Raw genomic sequence first — 22,790 nt, forward strand, 5'->3', positions numbered from 1 at the left:
CTCTTATTATCTAATTCGGATTGCGTCCCTACTGTTCGTAATAAAAAAGCCGCTAGCAATTAGCGGCTTTTTTCAACACATTTTCATATAGACCATATCCAGGTCTGTGACCAATGATCATATCCAAAGGCTATTTCACTACGATACTTTTTATCCTAACCCAGATCCTCCCCGTTGGATTCAATCACTTTTTTATACCAGTAGAAACTATTCTTTTTACTTCTTTTCAGCGTGCCTTTGCCCTCGTTATCCTTATCTACATAAATGAAACCGTAGCGTTTGGCCATTTCACCCGTGGAAGCACTCACAATATCAATACAACCCCAAGATGTGTAACCGATCAGGTTAACGCCGTCACGGACAGCTTCTCTCATCTGTTCGATGTGGGCGCGTAAAAACTCAATCCGGTACGTATCGTTAATGGTGCCATCCTCTTCAACGACATCCACTGCACCCAGACCATTCTCTACAATCATCATCGGGATGCGATAACGATCATAAACGTGGTTCAGCACGTAACGCAGTCCAACCGGATCAATCTGCCAGCCCCAGTCCGTCGCTTTCAGATACGGATTTTTGTAGCCACCAAAAACGTTACCTTGGGTCTCATCGCCCTCTGGTCGCGTACCTACCACATGAGATTTGTAGTAACTAAAGCTATAGAAATCCACACAGCCTTGTTTAAGAACTTCTTCATCATCTTCAGCCATTTGAATGTTTATATTTTTCTCTGCAAAATATCTCTTGGCAAAGTCAGGATATTCGCCTCTAACTTGTACGTCACTGCTCATCATATTGTTGATTTGATCCATTCTTAGCGCTTGTAACATATCTTCCGGTTTACATGTACTTCCGTAACCATGGCTGTAATTGATCATACAGCCGAGTTTGAAGTCTGGATTGATCTCATGCGCAAGCTTGACAGCTTTGGCACTCGCCACGAATTGATGGTGCAACGCTTGAAATCTCATCTGCGTGCTGTCTACGGATGTATTGTTAAATACACCGCCATTTTTATCAACCAGAAGTCCTCCTGCCAAGTAGGCACCTGCCGGAACAATCAGGCTATTGATCTCGTTAAAGGTGATCCAGTACTTCACCACGTCTTTGTAACGATTAAAGATGGTGTCGCAATACTTTACGTAACAATCGATCATTTCTCTGGAAGCCCAAGCATTGAATTTCTTAGTTAAAGCAAACGGCGCCTCATAATGGGAAATTGTAACGATGGGTTCGATATTATACTTTTTCAATTCATTGAAGACATTGTCGTAAAACTGAAGCCCTGCTTCATTCGGCGCTGCATCGTCTCCGTTTGGAAAAATTCTGGACCATGCAATGGACATTCTGTAACAACGGAAACCCATCTCCGCAAACAGACGGATATCTTCCTTGTAATGATGGTAAAAATCTACCGCTTCATGAGAAGGATAATGTACCCCGTCTTCAGTCGTTATCGTAATGCGACGGGGAACCGCATGGGTTCCACCTGTCATCATATCGGCTGTACTCGCTTTTTTACCGTCTAGATTCCAGGCGCCTTCGTATTGGTTCGCCGCTGTTGCACCGCCCCACATGAAAGATTCGGGGAAACCATTTTTGTTATTCATAAATCATTCCTCCTAAGATTACCTTTAAATAATTTTGATCAGTTTTTCACCAATCGTAATCGATGTCTTGTCCGTGTTGATTACATCTACAAAATCATGAGAGTTCGTAACGATAATGGGTGTAGTCAGGTCAAAGCCTTTCGATGCAATCGCATCCGTATCAAACTCGATGAGCAAATCTCCAGCTTGTACAGTATCTCCTTCTTTGACGTGAACCTTGAAATGCTCACCTTTCAGCTTCACCGTATTCATCCCGATGTGAATGAGAAGCTCCGCTCCATCATTCGAACTAATACCGATGGCATGGGACGTAGGGAAAACCGCGGATACCACACCATCTGCTGGTGCTACAAGTTTTCCAACCGCAGGTTCAATAGCGATCCCTTTTCCCATAGCGCCAGTTGCAAAAGCTTCGTCATTAATCGTAGATAACTCCAGAACTTTACCAGTTAACGGAGCAGTGAGGATATGTTCAGAAACACCGGCAACAGCTGTACGATCGTTTGTAGACGTTTTCTCTTGTGTTGCTTGATTCTTTCCATCCTCAGGTACATCTTCAAATCCCAAAATCAGAGTCATTAAAAATGTCACTACAAAAGCAATCACACAACCAATTGCGGCATGAACCAGATTCCATGGATGATCCGTGATAAATGCCGGCAAGGTAGCTATACCTGCAATACCTAGAGCCGACCGAGCTACACCGAACAATCCAACATATATACCCGCTACAGCGCCACCAACGATTACAGCAATCAGCGGTTTTTTCAAACGTAAATTGACACCAAACAGAGCAGGCTCGGTAATTCCGAGCAGCGCAGTTACACTGGTAGAGTATGCGACTTGTTTGAATGCTTTATTTTTGGTTCTCAAAGCAACTGCAAGCGCAGCGGCACCTTGAGAGATATTGTGTACAAGCATACCTGGACCAACAATACTATCGGTTTTCGTCTGTGCATAAGCCGTGAGCACAACAGGTCCCAAACTATAATGCATACCTGTCATAATCAAGAACGGGAATGCCCCGCCGATAATACCAGATACTAACCAACCTGCATGTGTATTCACAAAAGAAACGCCCGACGCAAGGTAGTTACCCGCGATGGCACCGATTGGACCTAGTACAATCAGCGTTAGTGGAGCCATAATAAGAATAACGATCAACGGTTTAAGAATGGATTTAATAACCGATGGAGAATATTTCTCGGCAAAGCGTTCCACGTACGACAAAATCCATACGGCTAAAATAATCGGAATAACCGACGAGGTGTATGTCGCCGGCGTGACAGGTAGCCCCAAAAACGCAACTGGCTTACCTGCAGACATCAACGCACCTAATGAAGGATGCAACAGAACACCAGCAATGGTTAATGCAAAGCCCACGTTAGCTTTAAGCTTAACGGCCGCACTCCAGGCAAGCAGCATCGGCAAGAAGTAATAAGCCGCATCACCGATAAAGGTCATAATTGTATTAAATTGTCCATCCAGATCAACGAGATCAAATGTTTTCAAAATAAGAAGAACGGCTTTGATCATCGCACAACCAATCATGGCTGGCAGGATCGGTGTAAAGATTCCGGAAATCGTGTCCAGAAGCGTAGTCAGTTTTCCCTTTTTCACAGTAGGAGCATCGTCATTGGTTGCAAAGTTCCCCAGCTTCGTCAAAGCTTTATACACATTGTTTACCTCGTTACCGATAATGACCTGATACTGCCCGCCACTGCTGGCAACACCCACAACACCTTGTACATTTTTTAAAGCTTCATCGTTCGCGACCTTCTCGTCTTTCAGATTAAATCGCAACCTTGTAGCGCAGTGTGTTACACTATCTACGTTTTTTTCTCCACCGACCAGTTTTAAAATCTCGGCGGCTGTGCTTTCATGTTTCATGTACTGCTCCCCCTCAATCGTTTTTAGGTATAAAAAAAGACCTAGAATTCTATCGAATATAGATAAGCTCTATACACGATGGAACTCTAGGTCTTGCCTGCCTCACCAGTAACAATCCTAGTATACTCATTATAGTGGCTGATGAATTATTCCTTCTCTTCATCAATGACCCTTTTGATATGAACCGTTAAATACACCAATTCATCTTCCGTTAATTCTTTTCCATAATCGACCCGAATCAGCTGTGCAATTCGGAGACTGCATTGATATTCATTCGCGTACTTTTCTTTAATGATATGGAGAAAGTCACTGTCACCGCTTTTCACAACCGTATGATTAAACAAGCGATAGGCGAAAAACTTCAAATGAGTGACAAGTCTGGAATAATGGAGCGAGCTTTCATTAAAATGTATATTAAACTGATATCGAATAATATTCAAGACTTTATGGATCAACTGAGTAATCTTCATGGTTTCTTCCATTTCAGATCCCAGTTCTGCATTGACGATATGAAGCGCGATGAACCCGGCCTCATCCTCAGGCAGTGTAATGTTAAATTCCTCATTAATCATATCCCGGGCTTTCATAGCCACGCGAAATTCATTGGAATAAAACGCTTTAATTTCAGACAACAAAGCATTATTGAAATTCATACCCTGCTTGTAGCGTGCCACGGCAAAATTAATGTGGTCCGTTAACGTTAGATATATATTTTCATTGAGTTCCTTGTTTAAGGACTGCTTGGCGTACTGAATAATACTATCGGACACACGAATATATTCCATGGGGATTTGTGCCAGCAGGGCATATAATTTACCTGTTACATTTTTGGATTTCAGAAAAAATTCTTTCTCAATTTTGACTGTGTCCACATCGTCTCCCTTTTTCTTCTGAAAACCAATGCCACTGCCTAAAAGCATCATCTCCTGGCGCCGTTCATTGACTGCACAGACGACATTATTGTTAATAATTCGTGTGATCTTCATCGGAATCTCCTTTTAAAATGAAACGTTAACAGAATTTAGCAACAAAAAAAGACCATTAATTATGCATACATGAAAAAACACAATTCTGCATGTTTGCATTATCAATCGGTCTTGCCTGCTGATCAGTAACAATCCTGATTAAATTCATTATTAACTTATATGGCTATCTTAGTAGAAAGCGTTCTATTTGTCAACACACCTTACTCCAACCCCAATTTACTGTGAAAACCTCTTACGAAAAACGGAGTAAAGAAGAAAGACGCGAAAAGAGCCGCATTCTGGGTGAACGGCTCTTTAGCTTTATTTTTTATAGACATATCTATTATGAAAAAATAACCCGATTCGCATCTGACATCCGATATTGCGTCAACAAATATTCCTTACTCTGCGTGGCTTTGCGCCGAATTTCATCCAGATCGACTTGTAACAGCTTGCCCTCTCGCTTCACAGGTTTCCCCGCAACGAAAACCGTATCCACATTGGACGGATTCGCGAATTGCACAACGGCACCAATCGGATCATGCACGGGGAACAGGTTCAGATCCGTCGTGCGAATCATGATTACATCTGCCTCTTTTCCCGGCGTAAGCGAACCTGTTTTTTGCTCCAGTCCTAAAGCCCTTGCACCCGCGGAGGTTGCGAATCGCAGAACCTGACTTGCCTGCAAACTGAGTTCACCCGGCATCTCACCCTGTTGCAAAAGGTACTCATTCGTTCTTGAACGCTCAGCTTGCAACGCGAATTTCATCTGCGAAAACATATCTCCGCCCGTCGAAGTCACGACATCTACGCCAAGTGTTGGCGTACCTCCATGCTCCAGAAAGTGTCCTGTGGCTGGATAACCATGCCCCATCATCATCTCGACTTCAGGTGTGACCGACAACGAGGCTCCGCTGTCCGCGAGCATTTTGAATTCATCCATGCCCATCGTATTACCATGAACAACATTGATTCGTGGACTAAGTAGCCCTGCCTCATACATTCGGCTAATCGAGCGATCCGCTGATCCCCAGCTGCCGAAACCGACATGCATCGAACAAATGGCGTCCAGTTCTTCTGCAAGCTGAATATCCTGCACCGTTGTATCCCAATGGCTAAATTCTGGTCCACGGATCGCAAGTCCATAGGTGAGTAGTTGATCATTTGAAGAGAAATATCGCTCCTTAACGCCTCTCACATTCTCTGGATACGCCAGCCTACTCTCACGATTCCAATACATCGTTTCCCCTGGCACACCATGGGCAAAAACAGCACGAATTCCTGCATCCTGCAGTCCTCGAATCAGCTCATCCGTATGTTCAGCCGAGTATGGCATGCTCCAGTCCAGTACCGTGGTGACGCCCGCATTAAGCGCTTCCAATGATCCGAGCAGATTGGCGATATAGCTGTCCTGCGGACGAAGCTTGCTTCCCATAGCTCCATAGTACAAATTTTGCAGATAGACGGGGAGCGACCAGTTGGTTCCGGCTGTTTTGACAAGCGATTCCCACATATGCCGGTGTGTATCCACCAGTCCAGGCATAACAATCATATCTGTAGCATCGATGACCTCAACATCTGTATCGGACACCTCGATATTGGGTTGAATCGCTACGATCAAAGAATCCTGAATAAGTACGTCTGCCCGTTTATACTGGCCAATACGAGCATCCATCGATAATACACAACCGTTCTTCAAAAGATAACCTGTCCTCATGAGACATCTCTCCAATCGTAATGGTTTGTAAAATGATCTGATCCGCATTGCTTGTTCTTACATAAAATTTATGACTATATTTTCGCTAGTATATATACATTATATATCAAGTCTTGAAATTTATCAAATTCTGGAAGAGATACCTTCGACCTGTATGGAGATTCACGGATTGTAAAGGTTTGAACTTAACTGGTAAACTTAATTGATAAACTTGATTGTTAAACTTCATTCTTTTCCTCATTAGAGTGCATTTTTCGTTTCGCTCGAAAACGCCTCACCTTCATTAGATTGCCGCACATCTTATCATCGCAATATTTCTGTGTTCTGCTCCGAGTATCATCATAGAAGATCCAGCGGCAGTCCGGATTGTCACAGAATCGAATTCTCTTCCCTTCGCCTTCTACGAGTGTCATGGCAAAATCAGCCGCGACCTCTGCCATCACCTGAGCCCAATGTCTATGAATGGGAACCAGCGCAACACACAGTCCTTGATCATGTATAATTATTCGTCTAATGACTTCGCCAGCCAGCATAAAATCATTCAACCAAGCTTGATCCTTCTCAGTAAATAGCTTCCCGTTAGACAAACGGATAGCTAATGACTGTAAATCATCTCTAAAAACTCTCATTGCGGATTCCTCTTCATTCGATGCAGGTACTGGCGCTTCTAATTGCCACCGATTTAAAAAGTCTTGCTGCCAGCTTGCGTTCCCCAATCTGTCTTCTGATCGCTCCCCACCACGCCAATCATGATAATCGCTGTTTACAAAATCAGTCCATAATCTATCCATGAGAACCTCCGATTAATGTAACTATCTAAATTATCAAAAGATGGTTACATCCAATAAAATTGTGTTATATTAATTGTAACCATTTCGACCCATATTAGCTAGTTACCAGCATGATGAAGCAAGAACGAGATGAGTCTGACAGGAGAGGAATGAAATTTAAAAATGAGAACGGTCACCACAGCATTAGATGTATTGGTTATTCAGAATGAAGATACCTGGGATCAATGTAACTGGATCGTCCCATTGTCCAAGGCTCTGGAGGGGCTGACCGCCGAACAGGCTGCCTGGGTTCCGCCTTCAGGTGGACTGAGCATATGGCAACTGACCAATCATATGTTTTATTACAACCAACGGATTTTGGAACGTCTGCAGGGGAAAGCACCGTCTGTACCCGCTGCTGATTCAAACGTAGCTACGTTTGGTATTTCCGGCGATCCTTTGAACGAAGCTGGCTGGAACAAGCTGATGGAACAAACCAGGAAACTGGCTGAGCAGTTGCGCGATACCCTTGCTACTTTACAGGACTCAAAGCTTGAGGAAACTTATATGGATTCTGAAGACAACTGGGCTCAGACGCTTGCCCGCTGGGTTCTGCATGATGCTTATCATGCAGGTCAGATTGTGCAGCTTCGAAGACAACAGGGATGCTGGAGTATTGTTTTCTAAAAAAACACTTGAACTGATAGCGTTTACAGGAATAAGATGAACTTCATAAGGTTACAACTTGTTCAATACACTAATTAATTGAATAGGATCTTCGGGGTAGGGTGCAATTCCCAACCGGCGGTGATGTTCTTCTTTTATAGAACCAGCCCGCGACTCGCTGTCAATGATGACTATCTGGCAGCGACTGACTTGGTGAAATTCCAAGGCCGACGGTACAGTCCGGATGAGAGAAGATCAACACAACGGCAAGCGTATTTTGGGAAGTCTTTTTTCCCTGACGTCTTGTCTTTGAATGATCCCCCGTTTATTTGGCGTACGCCAAGGACGGGGGATTTTGTCGATTTTGCCAACTGAAGATTCCGTGTTCTGACGAAGGAGTCCTGAATATGGAAAACACATCAACAGCATCAACGATTTATCGCAAGGAACGAAGCAACACCGGATTTTGGCTAGTTGTGCTAGGCGCAGCCCTCTGGGGTGTAGACCCTTTATTCCGAATTCTTTTGCTAAAAACGATGACTTCTACACAGATTGTTCTAATCGAACACATCATCGTCAGCCTTGTCGCGATACCGGTATTATGGAAGTTCCGGGATGATCTGAAGAAACTGCGTGCACGTCACTGGATCGCTGTTATCTTCATCTCCTGGGGCGGATCAGCGTTGGCGACGGTTTTATTCACGTTAGCCCTTACCCATAACGATCCCAATACGGTATTGTTGTTGCAAAAAATGCAGCCACTCTTCGCGATTGTACTTGCGAAATTGTTATTAAAAGAAACATTGCCGCGTCACTTCGGCGGACTATTCATCATTGCGCTGGCAGGGACGTATCTTCTTACGTTTGGCTTCTCACTGCCGCTCGGCAACTGGAATAACTGGATTCATGCAGGTAGCCTGCTGTCTCTTGGTGCCGCAGCTTTGTGGGGTGGATCTACCGTTATGGGCCGGTTAATGCTTGGTCAAGCACGGTATGAGACGGTCACCTCCCTTCGCTTTGTCGTTGCGCTTCCACTCCTGATCTTCATGACCTGGAATGAAGGTGCTCCTTGGACACTCCCGGCTGGAACAGGGGCACAGGCTGCCGTTATCCTGAATATTCTTGGGCAGGCGCTTTTACCAGGCTTGCTAAGTCTACTCTTGTATTACAAAGGGTTGTCTTCCACCAAAGCTTCTGTTGCAACCCTCGCCGAACTCAGTTTCCCGATGGCCGGCGTGCTTGTAAACTGGATTGCCTTCCGTACGCTGATAACCTGGGAGCAATTGCTCGGCTTTATCCTGATCTGGATCGCCCTGTTTGCAATCTCCAAACAACAGGAGCGCTCTACGCCGATTGCTGAAGCTGCACCTAAACTTCGCACGGAGTAACTCATCTTCATGTATTCAAACTAATAAGCACTGTTTCACCTTCCGAGGTGAGCAGTGCTTTTCTTCTACTATTTTTCTTCGTCATGATGGCTTGATATTTTGTCTTTTGTCTGCCTAGGTGGTACGATGGCTTATGGAACTTGGAACAAGATATCCCGATATCCAACAGGAACTATTTTCAGAGAGGAACGATTACTAATGTCTTCATTCTCATATACCTCCTATGACGCCATAGGACTCGCCGAACTGATTCGCTCACGGGAAGTATCCCCGGTTGAATTGCTCGAAGCTGCCTTTGCACGTCTCGAAGAAGTGAACCCACAACTTAATGCCGTTATTCGTACATATGAAACCCGTGCTCGTCAAGAAGCCGGCATGATACGGCCCGGAGAACAGCCGTTTGCTGGAGTGCCGTTGCTCCTCAAAGATATTTCTCAATCTTTGGAAGGTGAGGTTCTAACCTCCGGATCACATCTGTTCAGCAAGCATCGTGCTCTTCGCAACTCCAATTTCGTAACGCGTCTGCTCGAAGCAGGTTTTATTGTGATTGGACATACGAATACTCCGGAATTCGGGTTGAAAAATATAACCGAGCCGCGTCTACACGGGCCAACGCGCAATCCGTGGAATGTGAATCATTCCCCAGGCGGCTCAAGCGGCGGTGCCGCTGCCGCTGTAGCATCAGGCATCGTGCCGCTTGCCGGCGCAAGTGATGGCGGTGGTTCGATTCGAATTCCCGCTTCCTTCAGCGGTCTGTTTGGACTGAAACCTACACGCGGACGCACTCCCGTCGGTCCAGGTGTGGGAAGACAATGGCAAGGAGCCTCGATAGACTTTGCAGTATCCCGTTCCGTCAGAGACAGTGCTGCACTGCTGGATACGCTCCAGATTATCCAACCGGAAGCCGCATTCCATGCACCTTTATTCCCGGGAAGTTACCTTGCTGATATGAACTATCCGCACCAACGCAAATGGCGAATCGCTTATACAACGGATTCACCTGTTGGCACACCTGTCAGTGAAGATGCCAAAGAGGCGGTGATGAAACTAGTCCGTTTCTTGGAATCTCAAGGACATCACGTTGAAGAAAAGTTAAGTCCAGTCAATGGCGTACGCCTGATGGAAAACTACTACATGATGAACAGCGGCGAGATGGCCGCCATGATTTCATCCATGGAACATGGCATGGGTCGTTCTCTCACTGCAGATGATATGGAGATTGAGTCTTGGGTACTGGCTGAAGCCGGAAAGAAAGTATCTGCTGCTGAATTTGTGCACAGTTTGGCCGAATGGGACGTAGCGGCTGCGCAGATGTCTACGCTGTTTGAACGGTATGATTTTTACATCACACCTGTTAATGCTTTTCCCGCACCACGGGTCGGAGAGCTGACGCCAGATGCGGAGCAGATTGAACATCTGATGTCCGTCAGTGATCTGGATAAAACGGCGCAACAAGAGCTGATCTATGAGATGTTCAAGCCGAGCCTTACGTACACCCCGTTCACACAACTTGCGAATTTGACAGGCCAGCCTGCCATTAGTCTTCCTCTGCATTTGACTGCGGAAGGTTTACCCATGGGTGTTCAGGTTATGGCAACCAAAGGCCGTGAAGATTGGTTATTGCATCTGGCCGGTCAACTCGAATCAACCGAGTTATGGGTTGGCATGGAAGCCAATCCCATGTTTCCAAATTCATTATAAGTTCAGGCTCAGCTTCATCGAAAAAAAGCTAGCAGGTACGTCCCTGCTGGCTTTCTTTCAACTATTCATGAATAATATGACAACCGTAACATGATCAATGATCAGTATTCGCTTTTATTATCAGTATTTAAGTTTACATAATAATTATGATGTATATTGTAGTGGTGTTCCACTTTTTAGCCAATAAAAGATCTAATCCATGGCCATTCTAATATTGTTATAAAATCAAACTTTTTCATCTCCTGACTCGTAATTGAAATGCTCTACATCCACATACCCTTCTTCTCTTTCATGGTTCAGATTGTACACCCCGACCCGATCTCCCCGGTAAGGTCCCCAACCCAGTTGATAGACCTCACCAAAGGAGAAAAATTTCTCTCCATCCAGGCTATATTCATATCTGTTTTCACCACGCAAGTTCCAAATCGATCTCAACCATAAATTAGTGGTATCAATAGATGGCCCCCATACGATTGTACCTGAATGATTGAATTTCAATACCCGAATTCCTTCTTGCTGATGAATACCAATCGTACAATAAGTTTGTCCAAAATGGCATAGACCCGCTTCCTGGTCATCCACCATCCCACTTAGATCATACTTGGCAGTCACTACGTTATGAGGAACACGATACGCCCGTTGGGAAAGAATGTTCGAGATTTTAAAGAAATCATTTTTCTCGGAAGGCACACAAGCATGCAAACGTAAATTCCCTGCTCTCTCTGTTAAAGACCACATATCGGCTTTGGGTTGGTGGTTCCATCCCCAATGAGATTGCAGTACCGGACTATTGAAATCATCATTCACGGTTAAGATCGTTTTGGGATAACCGTGAATTGGTTTTGTTCCTCCCCATACCATCTCTCCGACACCATCACCGTCTGTATCCTCACCAATGATTGGCCAACCGTCGACCCATGTAACGGGAAGCAGGTGAAGAGTTCTGCCTTCAAAGTAACCGCCGGCTCCTTGATGACTAATGAAATACCACTCCCCAGACGGTGTTTGCACAAGTCCGCCTTGATTCGGTTCGCGGTCCATTTCCACGCCGTGCGTATGAATTAACTCTTTTTCTTCGTAAGGACCGTATAAATGCTCTGAACGGAGCATCATAACAACCCTTACCTCTTCACCATTTCTTGGTCGAACTTCACTGTGGAACATGTAATAAAGTCCGTTGATTTTGTAAAGCTTACTCGCTTCGCTACCTTTATATTGATGGATCACGACACCACTATCAGGCACAATTCGTTTTCCATCGTCGCTAAGTTTGAACAGATAAATATTATAATTGTCGGCAAAATTCGTAGCTACCAGATATCCTTGACCGTCATCATCCCAAAAAGGACAACAATCGTCCCAGCCAGCAATCCCCCAACTATGATAAAGAGGCTCCCATGGGCCAGCAGGATCTGTAGCTGTGCTCACGAACAAACCCTCATCCGGTGTGAAAAAATACACCCAAAATTGTTGGTCATGAAACCGGATCGCTCCCGCCCAGACCCCTCTTGCATAACGATTCATTCGATCATGCCGATATTCAGGCCCGATAACTGTCAAATCTTCTACGACATGACTAATTACATTCCAATTGACCAAATCTTTAGAGTGCAGAACAGCCATACCTGGTGAGCAATGTAATGTGGAAGAGATCGCATAGTAGTCTTCCCCAATGCTTATCACATCGGGATCGCAGTAATCTCCAGGCAAGACCGGATTGACATAAGTACCGTCCCCTTGATCGCCCCATTTCCCTTCATTGGAAAGCAAAACGTAATCTTTTTTCATCATTGTTTTCCTCCATAGCTTTTCTGCGATGCAGTTAAACTAACTTTTTGATGATCTGAGACATTACACTACTACGAATCTCGTAATCATTATACTACTTGAAAATTAATTTATAAGACAGCAAAACACGATCTAATTCTCAGAGATCATGTTTTATGATGAAACCTTAGGCAACGTAGATTCAGAAATAACCACCTGTTTAGCTTTAGAAGTTTCTGTTCTTCACTTGATTTTGTTCCTTTGCTTTCGAATACCAGTAATATGAAAGGCGGCTCCCTTTAACGGAGTGTTCTCATCAGCTTGATCCTTCTGCTCGCCTTGCTCCGTATTGGCAACGGATGATGTTTTTTTGCGCTTACGTTGTACGATGATATCACTTAGAGCAATCAGAGAAATTAGCAGTAAACTAATAAAAAAACCAGGTCGGCTTAGGCCATGAAAAAGAGTTCCTGTTATGGCCATGCTGATCAGCACCAATCCAATCCAGCGTTTTATGACATCTATGGTGCGGGATTTCAGTAACCGACCAGATGAAAGCAAAATAAACAACCAGTTATACATCAACATTAACCCGGCGGCAGTAGTTACATATTCATAGACTTTTCCAGGTAATAACAGCGACATAATAATGGTACCGACTAAACCACATCCGATCAGACTTAAGGCCAATAGGGGGTATTTCTTCTTCCATTTCTTTGAGAATAACTTTGGCGCATCCCCCTCCTGTGCCAGCGTAATCATCATGGACGTCACCGCATAGAGCGATGCGGTCATCGTCGAGAAACCGGCCACAATCAGAACACCGTTGAACAAATGTGGTACAAAAGCAAGGTGATCACTGCTCAGCGCAAGTACAAACGGACTCTCCTTCGGATTAAAAGCAGACAGTGGCACCATCGTTAACGCAAGACCAATAGAAACGACATACACTGCAGACAGTGAAATAAGCATGACTTTGCCCGCTTTGGGTGCATCCTCCGGTTTTTCCAGTCGATACGACATAATGCCCAGTACTTCAATACCTCCATATGCATAAAACGCAAACAGGAATGCAGACCATAATCCGACTGCCCCTTTCGGGAAAACGGAAGCCATATCCATCGGTACCTTATGTGCATATTTGGTCCCCCCAATCCAGCCGTCAAGCAAGGCGATCGCCAGAACAAGAAACATGATTATAGCCGCTATTTTGATGACTGCGAGTACATTTTCAACCCGGTCGAATCCCTTGTTTCCAAAGAACACAATACATAAACCAACGATTCCATACCCCGCGGCAAAGATCCAGAGTGGAACGCTGGGAAACCAGAAACGTGAAAAGATAGAAAGTGCGGTCAACTGGCTCCCCATAATGAGAAGCTCCGAAAACCAATAGACCCAACCACTCGCAAAACCTGCCCACGCACCAAACGCCTTCTTCGCATAAGAACGAAATGATCCTTGCTCCGGATGATCCGATGTCATACGTGCCAGAGCATCGAAAACAACGTACGTACCTAACGCAGCAAGTGCGTAAACAATGACTACAGCCGGTCCCCCGATGGTAATCGCTAGACTTGAACCGAGAAAATAACCCGTTCCAATGGTCCCGGCAACACCCAGCAAACTGAGTTGCCACCATTTCAATTTCTTTTCATCCGATGATTTGCTTGAAGCCTGACTCATTTCGTCAATCCTTTCTACTCTTGATAATCCTCGCAACAGGTAGCCTTCCCCAATTCAAGCAAAACATCTCCCTGAATATTTCTTCGAACCCCTCAGCATAATACACAGGTAAATTCAAACAAATAGGAGGCAATATCATGAACCAATTTTCACAATCCCAACAGATTACGCAACTCGCTCAACAACTGACGCAACAAACACAACAAGCTTCCATGCAATATCAACAATTGCTGAGACAAGAGCAAAGCAATGCTCAACAATTGGAACAACTGGCCCAGCGCGAGCAGCAAGCGGCGCACATTATTCAAACGGCATTGCAAGGACATCAGACAGCCATTCAACAATTGCAACAGATTTCCAACCTTGCTCAGCAGCTTGCGAACACCTCTTCCCAGCATGTATCCTACACCGATCAACCGTACAATACACCTAACACGACAATCCAAGGACAAAGTCAGTCATTTGGCAATTTCTCCAACCAACATCGCCAATAGGTTAAGATTTGACAGGAAATTGAAAATAACAAGGAGCTCAATACTGAGCTCCTTGTTTGCGTTTCAGCTAGTTCCTTTCTTCTGAAATTACTGCTTGGAACAAAACTACATCATGATGCGCATTTCACTGAACAGTGTGCCCGATGTTACTTTCATAAATGGACAGTCACCATTTTGCTTGCAGGCGATATCCTATAAGTAAAAGGAGGCTTACTGATGTCGCTACTGTTTTCTTCTATTGATATGGAAAATGGTGAGCTCCCGCTGGATCTGTGGCAAAGGGATGCTTATCGTTTGTTCTCCGCCAAGATGAGTGACCGGGAGGCCAGGTTTCCTTGCATTCCTGCAACCCAGGCATACGCATTAGGTCATCTTCGATATGGATTTGTCTTTCAGTCCAAACGTCTTTCTTTTGCGGAGCAATTATCAGCAATTGTAACGGAATATGGAGCTTCTTCACGTTCCTTCGGAGATTATTCATCACTGGTCATTTTTTTTGAAAAAGAAAAGGAACCCAAAGACGTGCTCGCTTACGAACAATCATTCTGGAACCTGTTAAGTGAATTGCGGGCTCTCGATACCGAATCATGGCCAGCAGATATCCCGGAAGACCCCGAGAATCCATTATGGGAGTACTGTTATAACGATGAACGGTATTTCGTTTATTGCGGTACACCAGCTCACATTTCAAGACAAAGTCGCCATTTTCCTTATCTCATGTTAGCTATGACGCCTCGCTGGGTCCTTGATTTATGGAATGAGCAGCCACAGCGGGCTGCAGCCATCGGGCCGAGAATTCGAGCAAGGCTTGCTGCCTATGACACGATTCCCGCACATCCTGAATTGAAGCAATACGGGGCAGAAGGAAATCTGGAGTATAAACAGTATTTTCTACGAGATGATGATACGGCCCCATCCAAATGCCCTTTTCTACGCTCCTTGTTACAACAACCACAAGCAAAAGAATAACATCAACCGTATTCTAAACAAGCTCTCCTTCGAATAAGCTGTATACGAGTCGAGGTCGTTAGGAGAGCACTTCTTTTTATATACCTTCCATGTGAGGAGTTACATAGACTACTAGAGCATACGTCTTTTTTTAGTGGACAAGCTGCTTTTCTTCCATCAACCCATCTTCTCAGAAAGGAAATGAATATGGAGATTTATGTGAAATTCATTCTGATCGGACTTGCTATTGCCATGCCGGTAGGCGCAATCACGGTAGAGATGACCAAGCAGGGATTGCGAAATGGATTTCTTCATGGCTGGGCCGTTGGTCTAGGTGGCATGACACTCGATATGGCTTTAATTGTTGCTATGTATTTTGGATTTGCTACACTGTTATCTGTTCCATTCGTTCAGATTCCACTATGGCTCGCTGGTGCAGGATTTTTAGCTTATTTGGGCTATGAGTCCATCCGTAATTCGGATGTGAGCCTCATGACAACAGACGGAAAGACGTTTCCGACCAAACCCTCATTTTGGCGGACTTATCGTAATGGTTTATTGGTTGCGATCTCCCCAGGTAATCTGATGTTTTGGGTTTCTGTCTTTGGTGTTGTCTTATCCGACTCTTATCAATCGGCAGGCAAGCTCAGTTTTGTCATTGCGGCAATAGGTATATTATGCGGCATTCTGCTACATGATCTTGGTCTGCTCACCATCGTATCCATCACACGTAAAATGATGAGTGCCAGGATGGTACAGCTCGTTTCGAGCCTGGCCGGAGTTCTTCTGATTGGCTTTGCGTTTTACTTTTTATATAAGTTTGTTAGCGCACTGTGGCAAGTTATTTTTTAAATATACAGTCTCTATGGCTTCTATGCCATGCATTGCCTATCATCCGTCTCAGCACACGAATTGCTTAGACAACATAAACAAGCTGCCCTTTCATAGAAAAAGGAGCAGCTTGTTTATTGACGTTGACCACAGCTTGTGGAAGTTCGTTAATACGTTACTCGTAGTTAATTGGAGTGTGATTGTATGAAGTATAGCGATGTAACAATGGAGCACATTTGATCTTTCTATTGTGAATTTTTCATATGTTGAAATTTTATAATTTTACTGTAAATCTAAACAATTCCTCCAGTTGCTCATCGACCTCGTACAGTAAATTCAGCATTTGATCAGCGTACGGCCCAATTGCCGTTCTGCTCTCACTAAAATGAATCCATTCCAAAGTAACCGGGACTGGCACATGCCATACTAAACCTTCCCAGAGGGTGTCCATACTTTTAAAATGAGCTGGTTGCAACGAAAATTCGGTCTGAAGTATCCCGTGCAGATCCTCTATACTTCTTATCGTTTTCCCATCAATAGTTACTTTTTTCATCATCGTGTTCTCCTGCATCCAGTTTGTTTAGTGATCTTGATCGACTTTGCGTCGATTTGCGATAAACAAAGCAGCTACCATAACCAAGATGGCCATAGACCACCAGAACGTCGACATCGCTTGATCATGATCAATGATAATTAACCGGATTACCGCTGTAATTCCAATATAGATAAAGTATCGAAGAGGGAAATGAAAATTAGACTTGAAGTACTTCACGATTAAAGCGATAAACTCAAAGTACAAGAAGAAAACGAGTAATTCGGATAACATCTCATAGTAGCTATCCTGGCGAGTTACAAAAGACTGGTACACAATTTGTACGATATACCATGTCTCACTGATTAGAAGTGCACTTAAAGCTAAGGCCAGAAAGAACAGGCAGACATTCAAAAGTACTTGTAGAATGTGTGGTGTTTTTTGGAATTTAGTCATTAAATCTTTCATTTGTCATGTCCCCTATTTCAATACGTGATGTCAACTAACTGTTGTTTCATATGTTTTCTTCCTCGAAAGAGATACGTTTTGGCCGTATTTTCGGGTATATCGTTCAATACACTGATATCTTTGACGGTCATTTCCAAGTAGTACCGCTCATAAACGTAATGCCTCCATTTACCTGGGATCTGATGAAATGCATCATTGATCCGACGTTTGTGCTCGGAAGAAGTCTCGTTCTGAATCAGCCTTTCTTCAGGGCCAGGTTCATGGGACATTAGTTCAGATATCGCATCCGCAGATCTATTTGAATCCTCTACATATAACGAAGTTGTGGCAAGATTCTGTCTCTTTTTCTTGCGTAGCACATCCAGGCATACATTTCTCCCAATGGTATAAATCCAGTTTACGACATTCTTTTGGCTGTTCATTTGTTCGATATGTGTATACACCCGCAGGAATGTCTCCTGCACGATGTCATCTCGATCTTGCGTGTCACGGAAATAGCGCGAAGCCAATCTCCAAACCATCGATTGATAAGTGGCCATTAGTGATGTGAACGTGGATTGGGTTGGCAATAAGGCACCTTTCATAGGTTTCTCTATCGGGTTCATTCTGATTCCTCCACAGATGTAGTTAAACCCCTTGTGTTTTTTTATATCAATTGAAAATTTCATAGTACTACGGTTAGATTTTGGACTTCCTGAACCTCAACACAACACTATAATGTATTCCATCTGGGTCACTGAGAAACTGCCCTTGCATGCGGCTCATCATCCGGCTTATGATTCTCTCGCCCAGTCCTGTACTTTCCGGAGAAACCTCGACAATTTTAATCGTGTTGGCCAGTTGAATGTCAAACATCTCCGGGCTAGAGTTGAATGTAATGCAGATTTCATCTTTGGGTTCTGCATACTTCAACAGATTAGACAAAATATTATCAAAGACCCGCCCGAGTTCCTCCAAATTCACCGTGATATAGACTTGCGGCAGTTCACCAATAATGCGGACTTTGAATTGCTCCTGCCGCAGAATGGCAACCTGATCAGATATCAGATCATATATGGCTTCTTGCACAGCAATGCTCTCAAGGTCAGCCTCTTGCTCTTTGTCCAATAGGAAATAATCAAACAAATTATCGGACAACTTTTTAAGTTGGATGGCTTTACCATAGGCATTCGTGATGTAACGGCTATTATCTGTACCTTGGTCTCCGGGTTCTTTCTTGGCAAATTCCAAATACATGATTAAAGAGGTCAGCGGCGTCCGCATATCATGTGACATTTCGGTAACAAGGCTTCGGCTCTCCGCCTGCAAAGCTTCAATCGCATCCAATTTATCCAGAAAGGCTTTACGAAGTTCCTCAATACTCTCAGCGATCATCGCTATTTCATCATGGCCCCGAATTGTCATCTCATATTCCAGTTCTCCACCTTCAAGAATGTGGATTTCCTCATGAATTTTTCTCAGATAAGCGAGGCTTCGACGAATGCCCAGCAGGACAATCAGCAGAAAAATCATCGTGGCGCTGAGTAATTCCAGAGTAAAGGCGATATCGTAATATCGGGATGAGAAAAACCCGTCTACGGTTACTCTCCCCTCTCCATCACTAAACATGACAGGAAATGAGTGTTTCTGAGCATATAGCGTTTCTTGCTCTACCCCATATCCAGACTCATCTTCCGCTGCGTAATTCGAATCATATTGCAGTAGCTGGTCTTTGTAGATGGTGAGCATGATGTAGTTCTCTTTTTTCACCCATTCCCCAAATGCCTTACGATCGGTTGAAGATAGATGATTCGTCTCCACGTATTTGCTAAACTTTGCAATGGATTTGGTCGATTCACTCTCATAGTACGCATCCGAGTTAAGATACCTGTCAATCAGTTCATTAGTGAACATCTGCATCGTCAGAAAAACCAGACCACTTACCGTAGCCGCGAGCAAAATGATTAAGGCTAATTTTTTGGTCAGCGTAAATTTACGGTGTGCCAAAACGGTATCCTCTCCCCCATTCGGTAAGGATATAAACCGGGTGCGCCGGATTATCCTCGATCTTTGCACGCAACTTACGAATGTGAACCATCACAGTATTGTTCGAACAGTAAAAATAGGGTTGTTCCCATACACTCTCGTAAATATTTTGAGCGGAAAATATTTTGCTTCGTTTGCTCATCAAGAGCTTCAGGATGCGATACTCGAGATCGGAAAGCTTGAGCTGCTGTCCATCTTTGGACACCTCATTAAAATGCTCATTGACTTTTAGTTTACCTCCAACGAGAAACGAATCTCCGCTTTCTTTTTTCTCCTTGTAAATCTTATATCTGCGCAGTTGAGCAATGACCCTGGCATGGAGTTCCTCTTCCGAAAATGGCTTTGTCATGTAATCATCCCCACCTGCCAAAAGACCTTCCGTTTTATCCAATGTGCTCGATTTGGCCGTTAGAAAAAGAATGGGAACGTTGGAATACGTTCTGATCTGCTTACATATTTCAATTCCCGAAATCCCCGGCATCATGATATCCAAAATGATCAAATCCAGCCCGCCATCCACCAGTTGCAACGCACGTTGCCCGTCTCTGGCTCTTAATACTTCATAGTTTGCCCGATTAAGGGACTCTTCTAATAGATCACCGATATCCTGATCGTCCTCTACGACTAATATCCGATGGGTCATGCCTTTCTCACCTCATGATTCCTGATGTTATTTATGTGTCCTCACTATATATCGTCCATAGGAAACACTTACGTAATAAGATAAATCACAAATCTTAACCATTTATGAAAACAAACAAGCGCCACTAAATTGTCACATTTTTTAGAAAATATAGCTCCCTTTCAGAAACTGTTAAGAATCAATCTTTATCGTTATTTAAGGTAAGCAGGGAAAATGGTAAACACCATGACAGGGCTCAATGGAGAAAGATACTGAACATAAAAATGAATAGGAGAAATGTTATGAATGAGAAAAAAGAGAATCTTGCACTACCCCTGAGTCTGAAGGAACGTGTCCATTTTCTAGATATCGTTCGCGGATTTGCTATGCTCGGCATTATTATTGTGAATTATTTTTTGATCGTAGACTCGGTGAAAGGATTTGATATGACTTCAAACGATCTAGTTCACAGCCTAGTTTCCTCATTCGCCGAAGGAAAATTCATCACGTTATTTTCTTTTCTGTTTGGTGTTGGATTTATGATTTTTATAGATCGGGCCGTGCAACGCGTAGAACATCCTCGTATGCTTTTTGCCCGCAGGTTAATGATTCTATTCTGTATTGGCTTATTGCATATCACCTTTATATGGGTTGGCGACATTTTGACTTTTTACGCCGTAGCCGGATTTCTATTATTCGCGTACTATGCTCGCACGCCTAAAACAATATTGCGCTGGATTATCGCTCTAATATTCATTCAATTTCTGGCTCCCGTATTAATGATGGTCTACAATGCGATGAACACTTCATCCCCAAACATGCCAACTTATTTTGATTTCACATTATCCAGTCATACCAGCCCTACCTATTTGGACTCCTTAGCAGCAAGGTGGGCTGACATGGGCGTAATGGCGGCAAGTTCATTTTCTACAGTTTATTCCATGTTCCTGATGTTCCTGATCGGTATGTACTTTGTGAAGATGGACTTCTTCACGAACATGGAAGCAAAGCAATCTGTCTGGAAGCGAATCTGGTTCATTAGCTTGGGTGCATTTATACTCACTCAGTTCAGTTCCATGGTGAATACACTGATTTCAGCTGAAAATACATTTTGGATGGAGCTATTCATGATTTTGGGTCAACAGGGGAACTTAACCGGTAGCATGTTTTATATGAGTAGCCTCGCGATGCTGTTTTTGTATGTTCCTGGGCTTCGAAAAGCGTTGATGGTATTTACCAAAGTTGGACGTATGTCGCTGACCTGTTATCTCCTTCATTCCATCATTGGGACCGTGCTCCTGCTTCCATATGCATTTGGATTGGCTAATTCTATAAAACCTATTGGTACACTTATGCTTAGTATTACTGTATATGTTGTTCTTGTCATTTTCGCCTCGCTGTGGCTAAAACGCTTCAAAATCGGGCCAATGGAATCGATCTGGCGCAAACTTACGTATGGTAAGGTTAACCGTGCTCCCAAAACAGTTTCGGCTAAGCTCGCCCAGCCATTGAACAGCAATTTGCGTCAATAAACGCTAATGAATTTAAGAATTTCGGATAAGTTCTACCCAACATCCCAAGCCCCTTCGGGGGCTTTTTTCTATCTTTTTCGAAAAACCTTCTTCTATTATGAATTTTTCAAATGTTGAAAATATATAATATTTAAAGCAATGGACAAATTATTATCTCTCTGCTATCCCTTCAAACACACTCCTTTAAGCACAAAAAAACTGCCTTTTCTGGGCAGTTTTTTAGAAATTCGAATCGTTCACAGCCACTCTTAAATGATTAATGGAATTTGTTGAAATTAACTCGAACTAAATACGACCTGTCCAGTCGGATCCCGCGACTTCCTTCCAGCGTTCACGAATGGCATCATATATCTCCTGCTCAAGCGGCCCCTTCGCTACCAGATCCGCATTTTGCTGCCAACGATCAGGTTTGGCGGTACCTACAATGGCGGTATGCACGCCTTCAGTGCTCAGCGTAAATCGCAATGCGATGTCCACCACTTGTTGTGCTTCCTCAGCCAAAAAGTCATATTTCAGTTCATTTAACCGCTTCCAATAGTGATAAGCATAATCCTCTTCGGTCACCTTATCATACATCCAGGCTACGTTGGCAATCGGTCTTTTGGCGATGATGCCCATATTTCTTTTTCGCGCCTCAGGCAAAGTCAGTTCAATCGCTTCCTGATCGGCAATATTCAATGATGTCTCCAGGCTGTCAAATGCCCCTGTCTGAATGGCATATAGCGCATCTGTCGTATCTCCGCTATATCCGATAAAACGAGTTTTACCAGCTTCTTTCGCTCGTTGCAATACCTCGATTACCTCACCCTGCCGAAGTACTTCTTCCGAACAGCTGTGCAGATGTATGACATCCACATAGTCTGTTTTCAAACGTTTGAGACTACGGTCGATGGTCTGGGCGAGCACTTTGGCATCCCAGTCGGGTCCATCTACACCTGCCGCATGTCCACATTTGGTGAACAGAAAATACTCCTGGCGGCGATGTCCCAGCACATCACCGATTTTCTCTTCACTGTCTCCATAACATTCCGCGGTATCAATCATATTCAAACCCGCATCCAAAGCACGATTCAGCAACAATTCTACGTCTGCTCTGGACGCATCCCTTATCTCAGAGCCGCCAAAACCGAGTGTACTGACTTTCATTCCGGTATTTCCGTAATTACGAAGTTCCATCA

The 22,790-nt window shown here is 43.9% G+C and carries 20 protein-coding genes and 1 riboswitch; of the genes, 7 read left to right on the top strand and 13 right to left on the bottom strand.

Translation table 11 applies throughout. The features are described 5' to 3' along the window. Positions 1 to 155: 155 nt before the first annotated feature. The 5 genes from FS818_RS08780 to FS818_RS08800 all read right to left on the bottom strand — a co-directional run bounded on the left by FS818_RS08780 (position 156) and on the right by FS818_RS08800 (position 6,973). On the bottom strand, positions 156 to 1,610 hold the full coding sequence (locus tag FS818_RS08780) for a glycoside hydrolase family 1 protein (protein ID WP_145331448.1): 1,455 nt from the start codon (positions 1,608 to 1,610) through the stop codon (positions 156 to 158). 24 nt (positions 1,611 to 1,634) lie between these two features. Beyond that, entirely contained in the window at positions 1,635 to 3,500 is a 1,866-nt protein-coding gene (locus tag FS818_RS08785) for a beta-glucoside-specific PTS transporter subunit IIABC (RefSeq protein ID WP_145331450.1), read from the bottom strand. 146 nt (positions 3,501 to 3,646) lie between these two features. Beyond that, entirely contained in the window at positions 3,647 to 4,486 is an 840-nt protein-coding gene (licT, locus tag FS818_RS08790; protein WP_090916598.1) for a BglG family transcription antiterminator LicT, read from the bottom strand. A 322-nt stretch (positions 4,487 to 4,808) separates the two neighbouring features. Beyond that, positions 4,809 to 6,182: an amidohydrolase family protein gene (locus tag FS818_RS08795; protein ID WP_145331452.1), complete on the bottom strand. Its 1,374-nt coding sequence runs from the start codon at positions 6,180 to 6,182 to the stop codon at positions 4,809 to 4,811. Positions 6,183 to 6,400: 218 nt separating this feature from the next. Continuing rightward, positions 6,401 to 6,973 (bottom strand): CGNR zinc finger domain-containing protein, encoded by a 573-nt coding sequence (locus FS818_RS08800; RefSeq protein WP_145331454.1) that lies wholly within the window; start codon positions 6,971 to 6,973, stop codon positions 6,401 to 6,403. A 162-nt stretch (positions 6,974 to 7,135) separates the two neighbouring features. Between FS818_RS08800 and FS818_RS08805 the strand changes: the two genes are divergently transcribed. From FS818_RS08805 to FS818_RS08815, 3 genes are all read left to right on the top strand, one after another. After that, a complete protein-coding gene (locus tag FS818_RS08805) occupies positions 7,136 to 7,639 on the top strand; it encodes a DinB family protein (protein ID WP_145331456.1) in 504 nt (167 codons plus the stop codon). Between the two features lie 83 nt (positions 7,640 to 7,722). Beyond that, positions 7,723 to 7,878: riboswitch (FMN riboswitch) on the top strand. 147 nt (positions 7,879 to 8,025) lie between these two features. Next, the gene (locus FS818_RS08810) at positions 8,026 to 9,006 is read left to right on the top strand and encodes a DMT family transporter (protein ID WP_145331458.1); all 981 of its coding nucleotides are present in this window, start codon (positions 8,026 to 8,028) and stop codon (positions 9,004 to 9,006) included. Positions 9,007 to 9,204: 198 nt separating this feature from the next. Continuing rightward, complete coding sequence (locus FS818_RS08815) at positions 9,205 to 10,707, top strand: amidase (protein WP_145331460.1); 1,503 nt, start codon at positions 9,205 to 9,207, stop codon at positions 10,705 to 10,707. Positions 10,708 to 10,932: 225 nt separating this feature from the next. Here the strand turns inward: FS818_RS08815 and FS818_RS08820 are convergent, their stop codons facing one another. Continuing rightward, positions 10,933 to 12,495 (bottom strand): glycoside hydrolase family 43 protein, encoded by a 1,563-nt coding sequence (locus tag FS818_RS08820; protein ID WP_145331462.1) that lies wholly within the window; start codon positions 12,493 to 12,495, stop codon positions 10,933 to 10,935. 222 nt (positions 12,496 to 12,717) lie between these two features. Continuing rightward, complete coding sequence (locus FS818_RS08825; protein WP_145331464.1) at positions 12,718 to 14,160, bottom strand: amino acid permease; 1,443 nt, start codon at positions 14,158 to 14,160, stop codon at positions 12,718 to 12,720. Positions 14,161 to 14,297: 137 nt separating this feature from the next. Between FS818_RS08825 and FS818_RS08830 the strand changes: the two genes are divergently transcribed. The 3 genes from FS818_RS08830 to FS818_RS08840 all read left to right on the top strand — a co-directional run bounded on the left by FS818_RS08830 (position 14,298) and on the right by FS818_RS08840 (position 16,454). Continuing rightward, positions 14,298 to 14,654 carry an AMP-dependent synthetase and ligase gene (locus tag FS818_RS08830; RefSeq protein ID WP_145331467.1) on the top strand — a complete coding sequence of 119 codons (357 nt, stop codon included), beginning with the start codon at positions 14,298 to 14,300 and terminating at the stop codon, positions 14,652 to 14,654. A gap of 216 nt (positions 14,655 to 14,870) precedes the next feature. After that, the gene (locus tag FS818_RS08835) at positions 14,871 to 15,623 is read left to right on the top strand and encodes a YqcI/YcgG family protein (RefSeq protein WP_145331468.1); all 753 of its coding nucleotides are present in this window, start codon (positions 14,871 to 14,873) and stop codon (positions 15,621 to 15,623) included. Between the two features lie 186 nt (positions 15,624 to 15,809). Continuing rightward, the gene (locus FS818_RS08840) at positions 15,810 to 16,454 is read left to right on the top strand and encodes a LysE family transporter (protein WP_145332820.1); all 645 of its coding nucleotides are present in this window, start codon (positions 15,810 to 15,812) and stop codon (positions 16,452 to 16,454) included. Between the two features lie 253 nt (positions 16,455 to 16,707). Here the strand turns inward: FS818_RS08840 and FS818_RS08845 are convergent, their stop codons facing one another. The 5 genes from FS818_RS08845 to FS818_RS08865 form a co-directional block, all read right to left on the bottom strand. Next, positions 16,708 to 16,986, bottom strand: a complete 279-nt coding sequence (locus FS818_RS08845) for a barstar family protein (protein ID WP_186375442.1) — start codon at positions 16,984 to 16,986, stop codon at positions 16,708 to 16,710. A 27-nt stretch (positions 16,987 to 17,013) separates the two neighbouring features. Next, the gene (gene psiE, locus FS818_RS08850; protein WP_260984618.1) at positions 17,014 to 17,421 is read right to left on the bottom strand and encodes a phosphate-starvation-inducible protein PsiE; all 408 of its coding nucleotides are present in this window, start codon (positions 17,419 to 17,421) and stop codon (positions 17,014 to 17,016) included. Between the two features lie 29 nt (positions 17,422 to 17,450). Next, positions 17,451 to 18,038, bottom strand: a complete 588-nt coding sequence (locus FS818_RS08855) for an RNA polymerase sigma factor (protein ID WP_186375443.1) — start codon at positions 18,036 to 18,038, stop codon at positions 17,451 to 17,453. Positions 18,039 to 18,111: 73 nt separating this feature from the next. After that, the gene (locus tag FS818_RS08860) at positions 18,112 to 19,419 is read right to left on the bottom strand and encodes a HAMP domain-containing sensor histidine kinase (RefSeq protein ID WP_145331476.1); all 1,308 of its coding nucleotides are present in this window, start codon (positions 19,417 to 19,419) and stop codon (positions 18,112 to 18,114) included. Next, positions 19,406 to 20,101, bottom strand: a complete 696-nt coding sequence (locus tag FS818_RS08865) for a response regulator transcription factor (protein ID WP_145331478.1) — start codon at positions 20,099 to 20,101, stop codon at positions 19,406 to 19,408. The genes FS818_RS08860 and FS818_RS08865 overlap by 14 nt, the downstream gene beginning before the upstream one ends. Positions 20,102 to 20,382: 281 nt before the next feature. On the opposite strand from FS818_RS08865, the gene FS818_RS08870 reads away from it, so the two are divergent. Then, positions 20,383 to 21,612 carry a DUF418 domain-containing protein gene (locus FS818_RS08870; RefSeq protein WP_145331480.1) on the top strand — a complete coding sequence of 410 codons (1,230 nt, stop codon included), beginning with the start codon at positions 20,383 to 20,385 and terminating at the stop codon, positions 21,610 to 21,612. A gap of 285 nt (positions 21,613 to 21,897) precedes the next feature. Here FS818_RS08870 and FS818_RS08875 read toward each other — a convergent pair whose 3' ends face one another. Then, a complete protein-coding gene (locus FS818_RS08875; RefSeq protein ID WP_145331482.1) occupies positions 21,898 to 22,788 on the bottom strand; it encodes an aldo/keto reductase in 891 nt (296 codons plus the stop codon). Positions 22,789 to 22,790 lie beyond the last annotated feature (2 nt).

Source organism: Paenibacillus xylanexedens, from assembly GCF_007680605.1.
Taxonomy (GTDB): Bacteria; Bacillota; Bacilli; order Paenibacillales; family Paenibacillaceae; genus Paenibacillus; species Paenibacillus xylanexedens_B.

Excerpts from the sequence above, each read along its gene's own strand:
- FS818_RS08825 (WP_145331464.1), bottom strand. The coding sequence starts at position 14,160 with ATGAGTCAGGCTTCAAGCAAATCATCGGATGAAAAGAAATTGAAATGG.
- FS818_RS08810 (WP_145331458.1), top strand. The coding sequence starts at position 8,026 with ATGGAAAACACATCAACAGCATCAACGATTTATCGCAAGGAACGAAGC.
- FS818_RS08875 (WP_145331482.1), bottom strand. The coding sequence starts at position 22,788 with ATGGAACTTCGTAATTACGGAAATACCGGAATGAAAGTCAGTACACTC.
- FS818_RS08820 (WP_145331462.1), bottom strand. The coding sequence starts at position 12,495 with ATGAAAAAAGATTACGTTTTGCTTTCCAATGAAGGGAAATGGGGCGAT.
- FS818_RS08795 (WP_145331452.1), bottom strand. The coding sequence starts at position 6,182 with ATGAGGACAGGTTATCTTTTGAAGAACGGTTGTGTATTATCGATGGAT.
- FS818_RS08865 (WP_145331478.1), bottom strand. The coding sequence starts at position 20,101 with ATGACCCATCGGATATTAGTCGTAGAGGACGATCAGGATATCGGTGAT.
- FS818_RS08805 (WP_145331456.1), top strand. The coding sequence starts at position 7,136 with ATGAGAACGGTCACCACAGCATTAGATGTATTGGTTATTCAGAATGAA.
- psiE (WP_260984618.1), bottom strand. The coding sequence starts at position 17,421 with ATGACTAAATTCCAAAAAACACCACACATTCTACAAGTACTTTTGAAT.
- FS818_RS08800 (WP_145331454.1), bottom strand. The coding sequence starts at position 6,973 with ATGGATAGATTATGGACTGATTTTGTAAACAGCGATTATCATGATTGG.
- FS818_RS08855 (WP_186375443.1), bottom strand. The coding sequence starts at position 18,038 with ATGAACCCGATAGAGAAACCTATGAAAGGTGCCTTATTGCCAACCCAA.
- FS818_RS08835 (WP_145331468.1), top strand. The coding sequence starts at position 14,871 with ATGTCGCTACTGTTTTCTTCTATTGATATGGAAAATGGTGAGCTCCCG.
- FS818_RS08840 (WP_145332820.1), top strand. The coding sequence starts at position 15,810 with ATGGAGATTTATGTGAAATTCATTCTGATCGGACTTGCTATTGCCATG.
- FS818_RS08870 (WP_145331480.1), top strand. The coding sequence starts at position 20,383 with ATGAATGAGAAAAAAGAGAATCTTGCACTACCCCTGAGTCTGAAGGAA.
- FS818_RS08845 (WP_186375442.1), bottom strand. The coding sequence starts at position 16,986 with ATGAAAAAAGTAACTATTGATGGGAAAACGATAAGAAGTATAGAGGAT.
- licT (WP_090916598.1), bottom strand. The coding sequence starts at position 4,486 with ATGAAGATCACACGAATTATTAACAATAATGTCGTCTGTGCAGTCAAT.
- FS818_RS08785 (WP_145331450.1), bottom strand. The coding sequence starts at position 3,500 with ATGAAACATGAAAGCACAGCCGCCGAGATTTTAAAACTGGTCGGTGGA.
- FS818_RS08830 (WP_145331467.1), top strand. The coding sequence starts at position 14,298 with ATGAACCAATTTTCACAATCCCAACAGATTACGCAACTCGCTCAACAA.
- FS818_RS08815 (WP_145331460.1), top strand. The coding sequence starts at position 9,205 with ATGTCTTCATTCTCATATACCTCCTATGACGCCATAGGACTCGCCGAA.
- FS818_RS08780 (WP_145331448.1), bottom strand. The coding sequence starts at position 1,610 with ATGAATAACAAAAATGGTTTCCCCGAATCTTTCATGTGGGGCGGTGCA.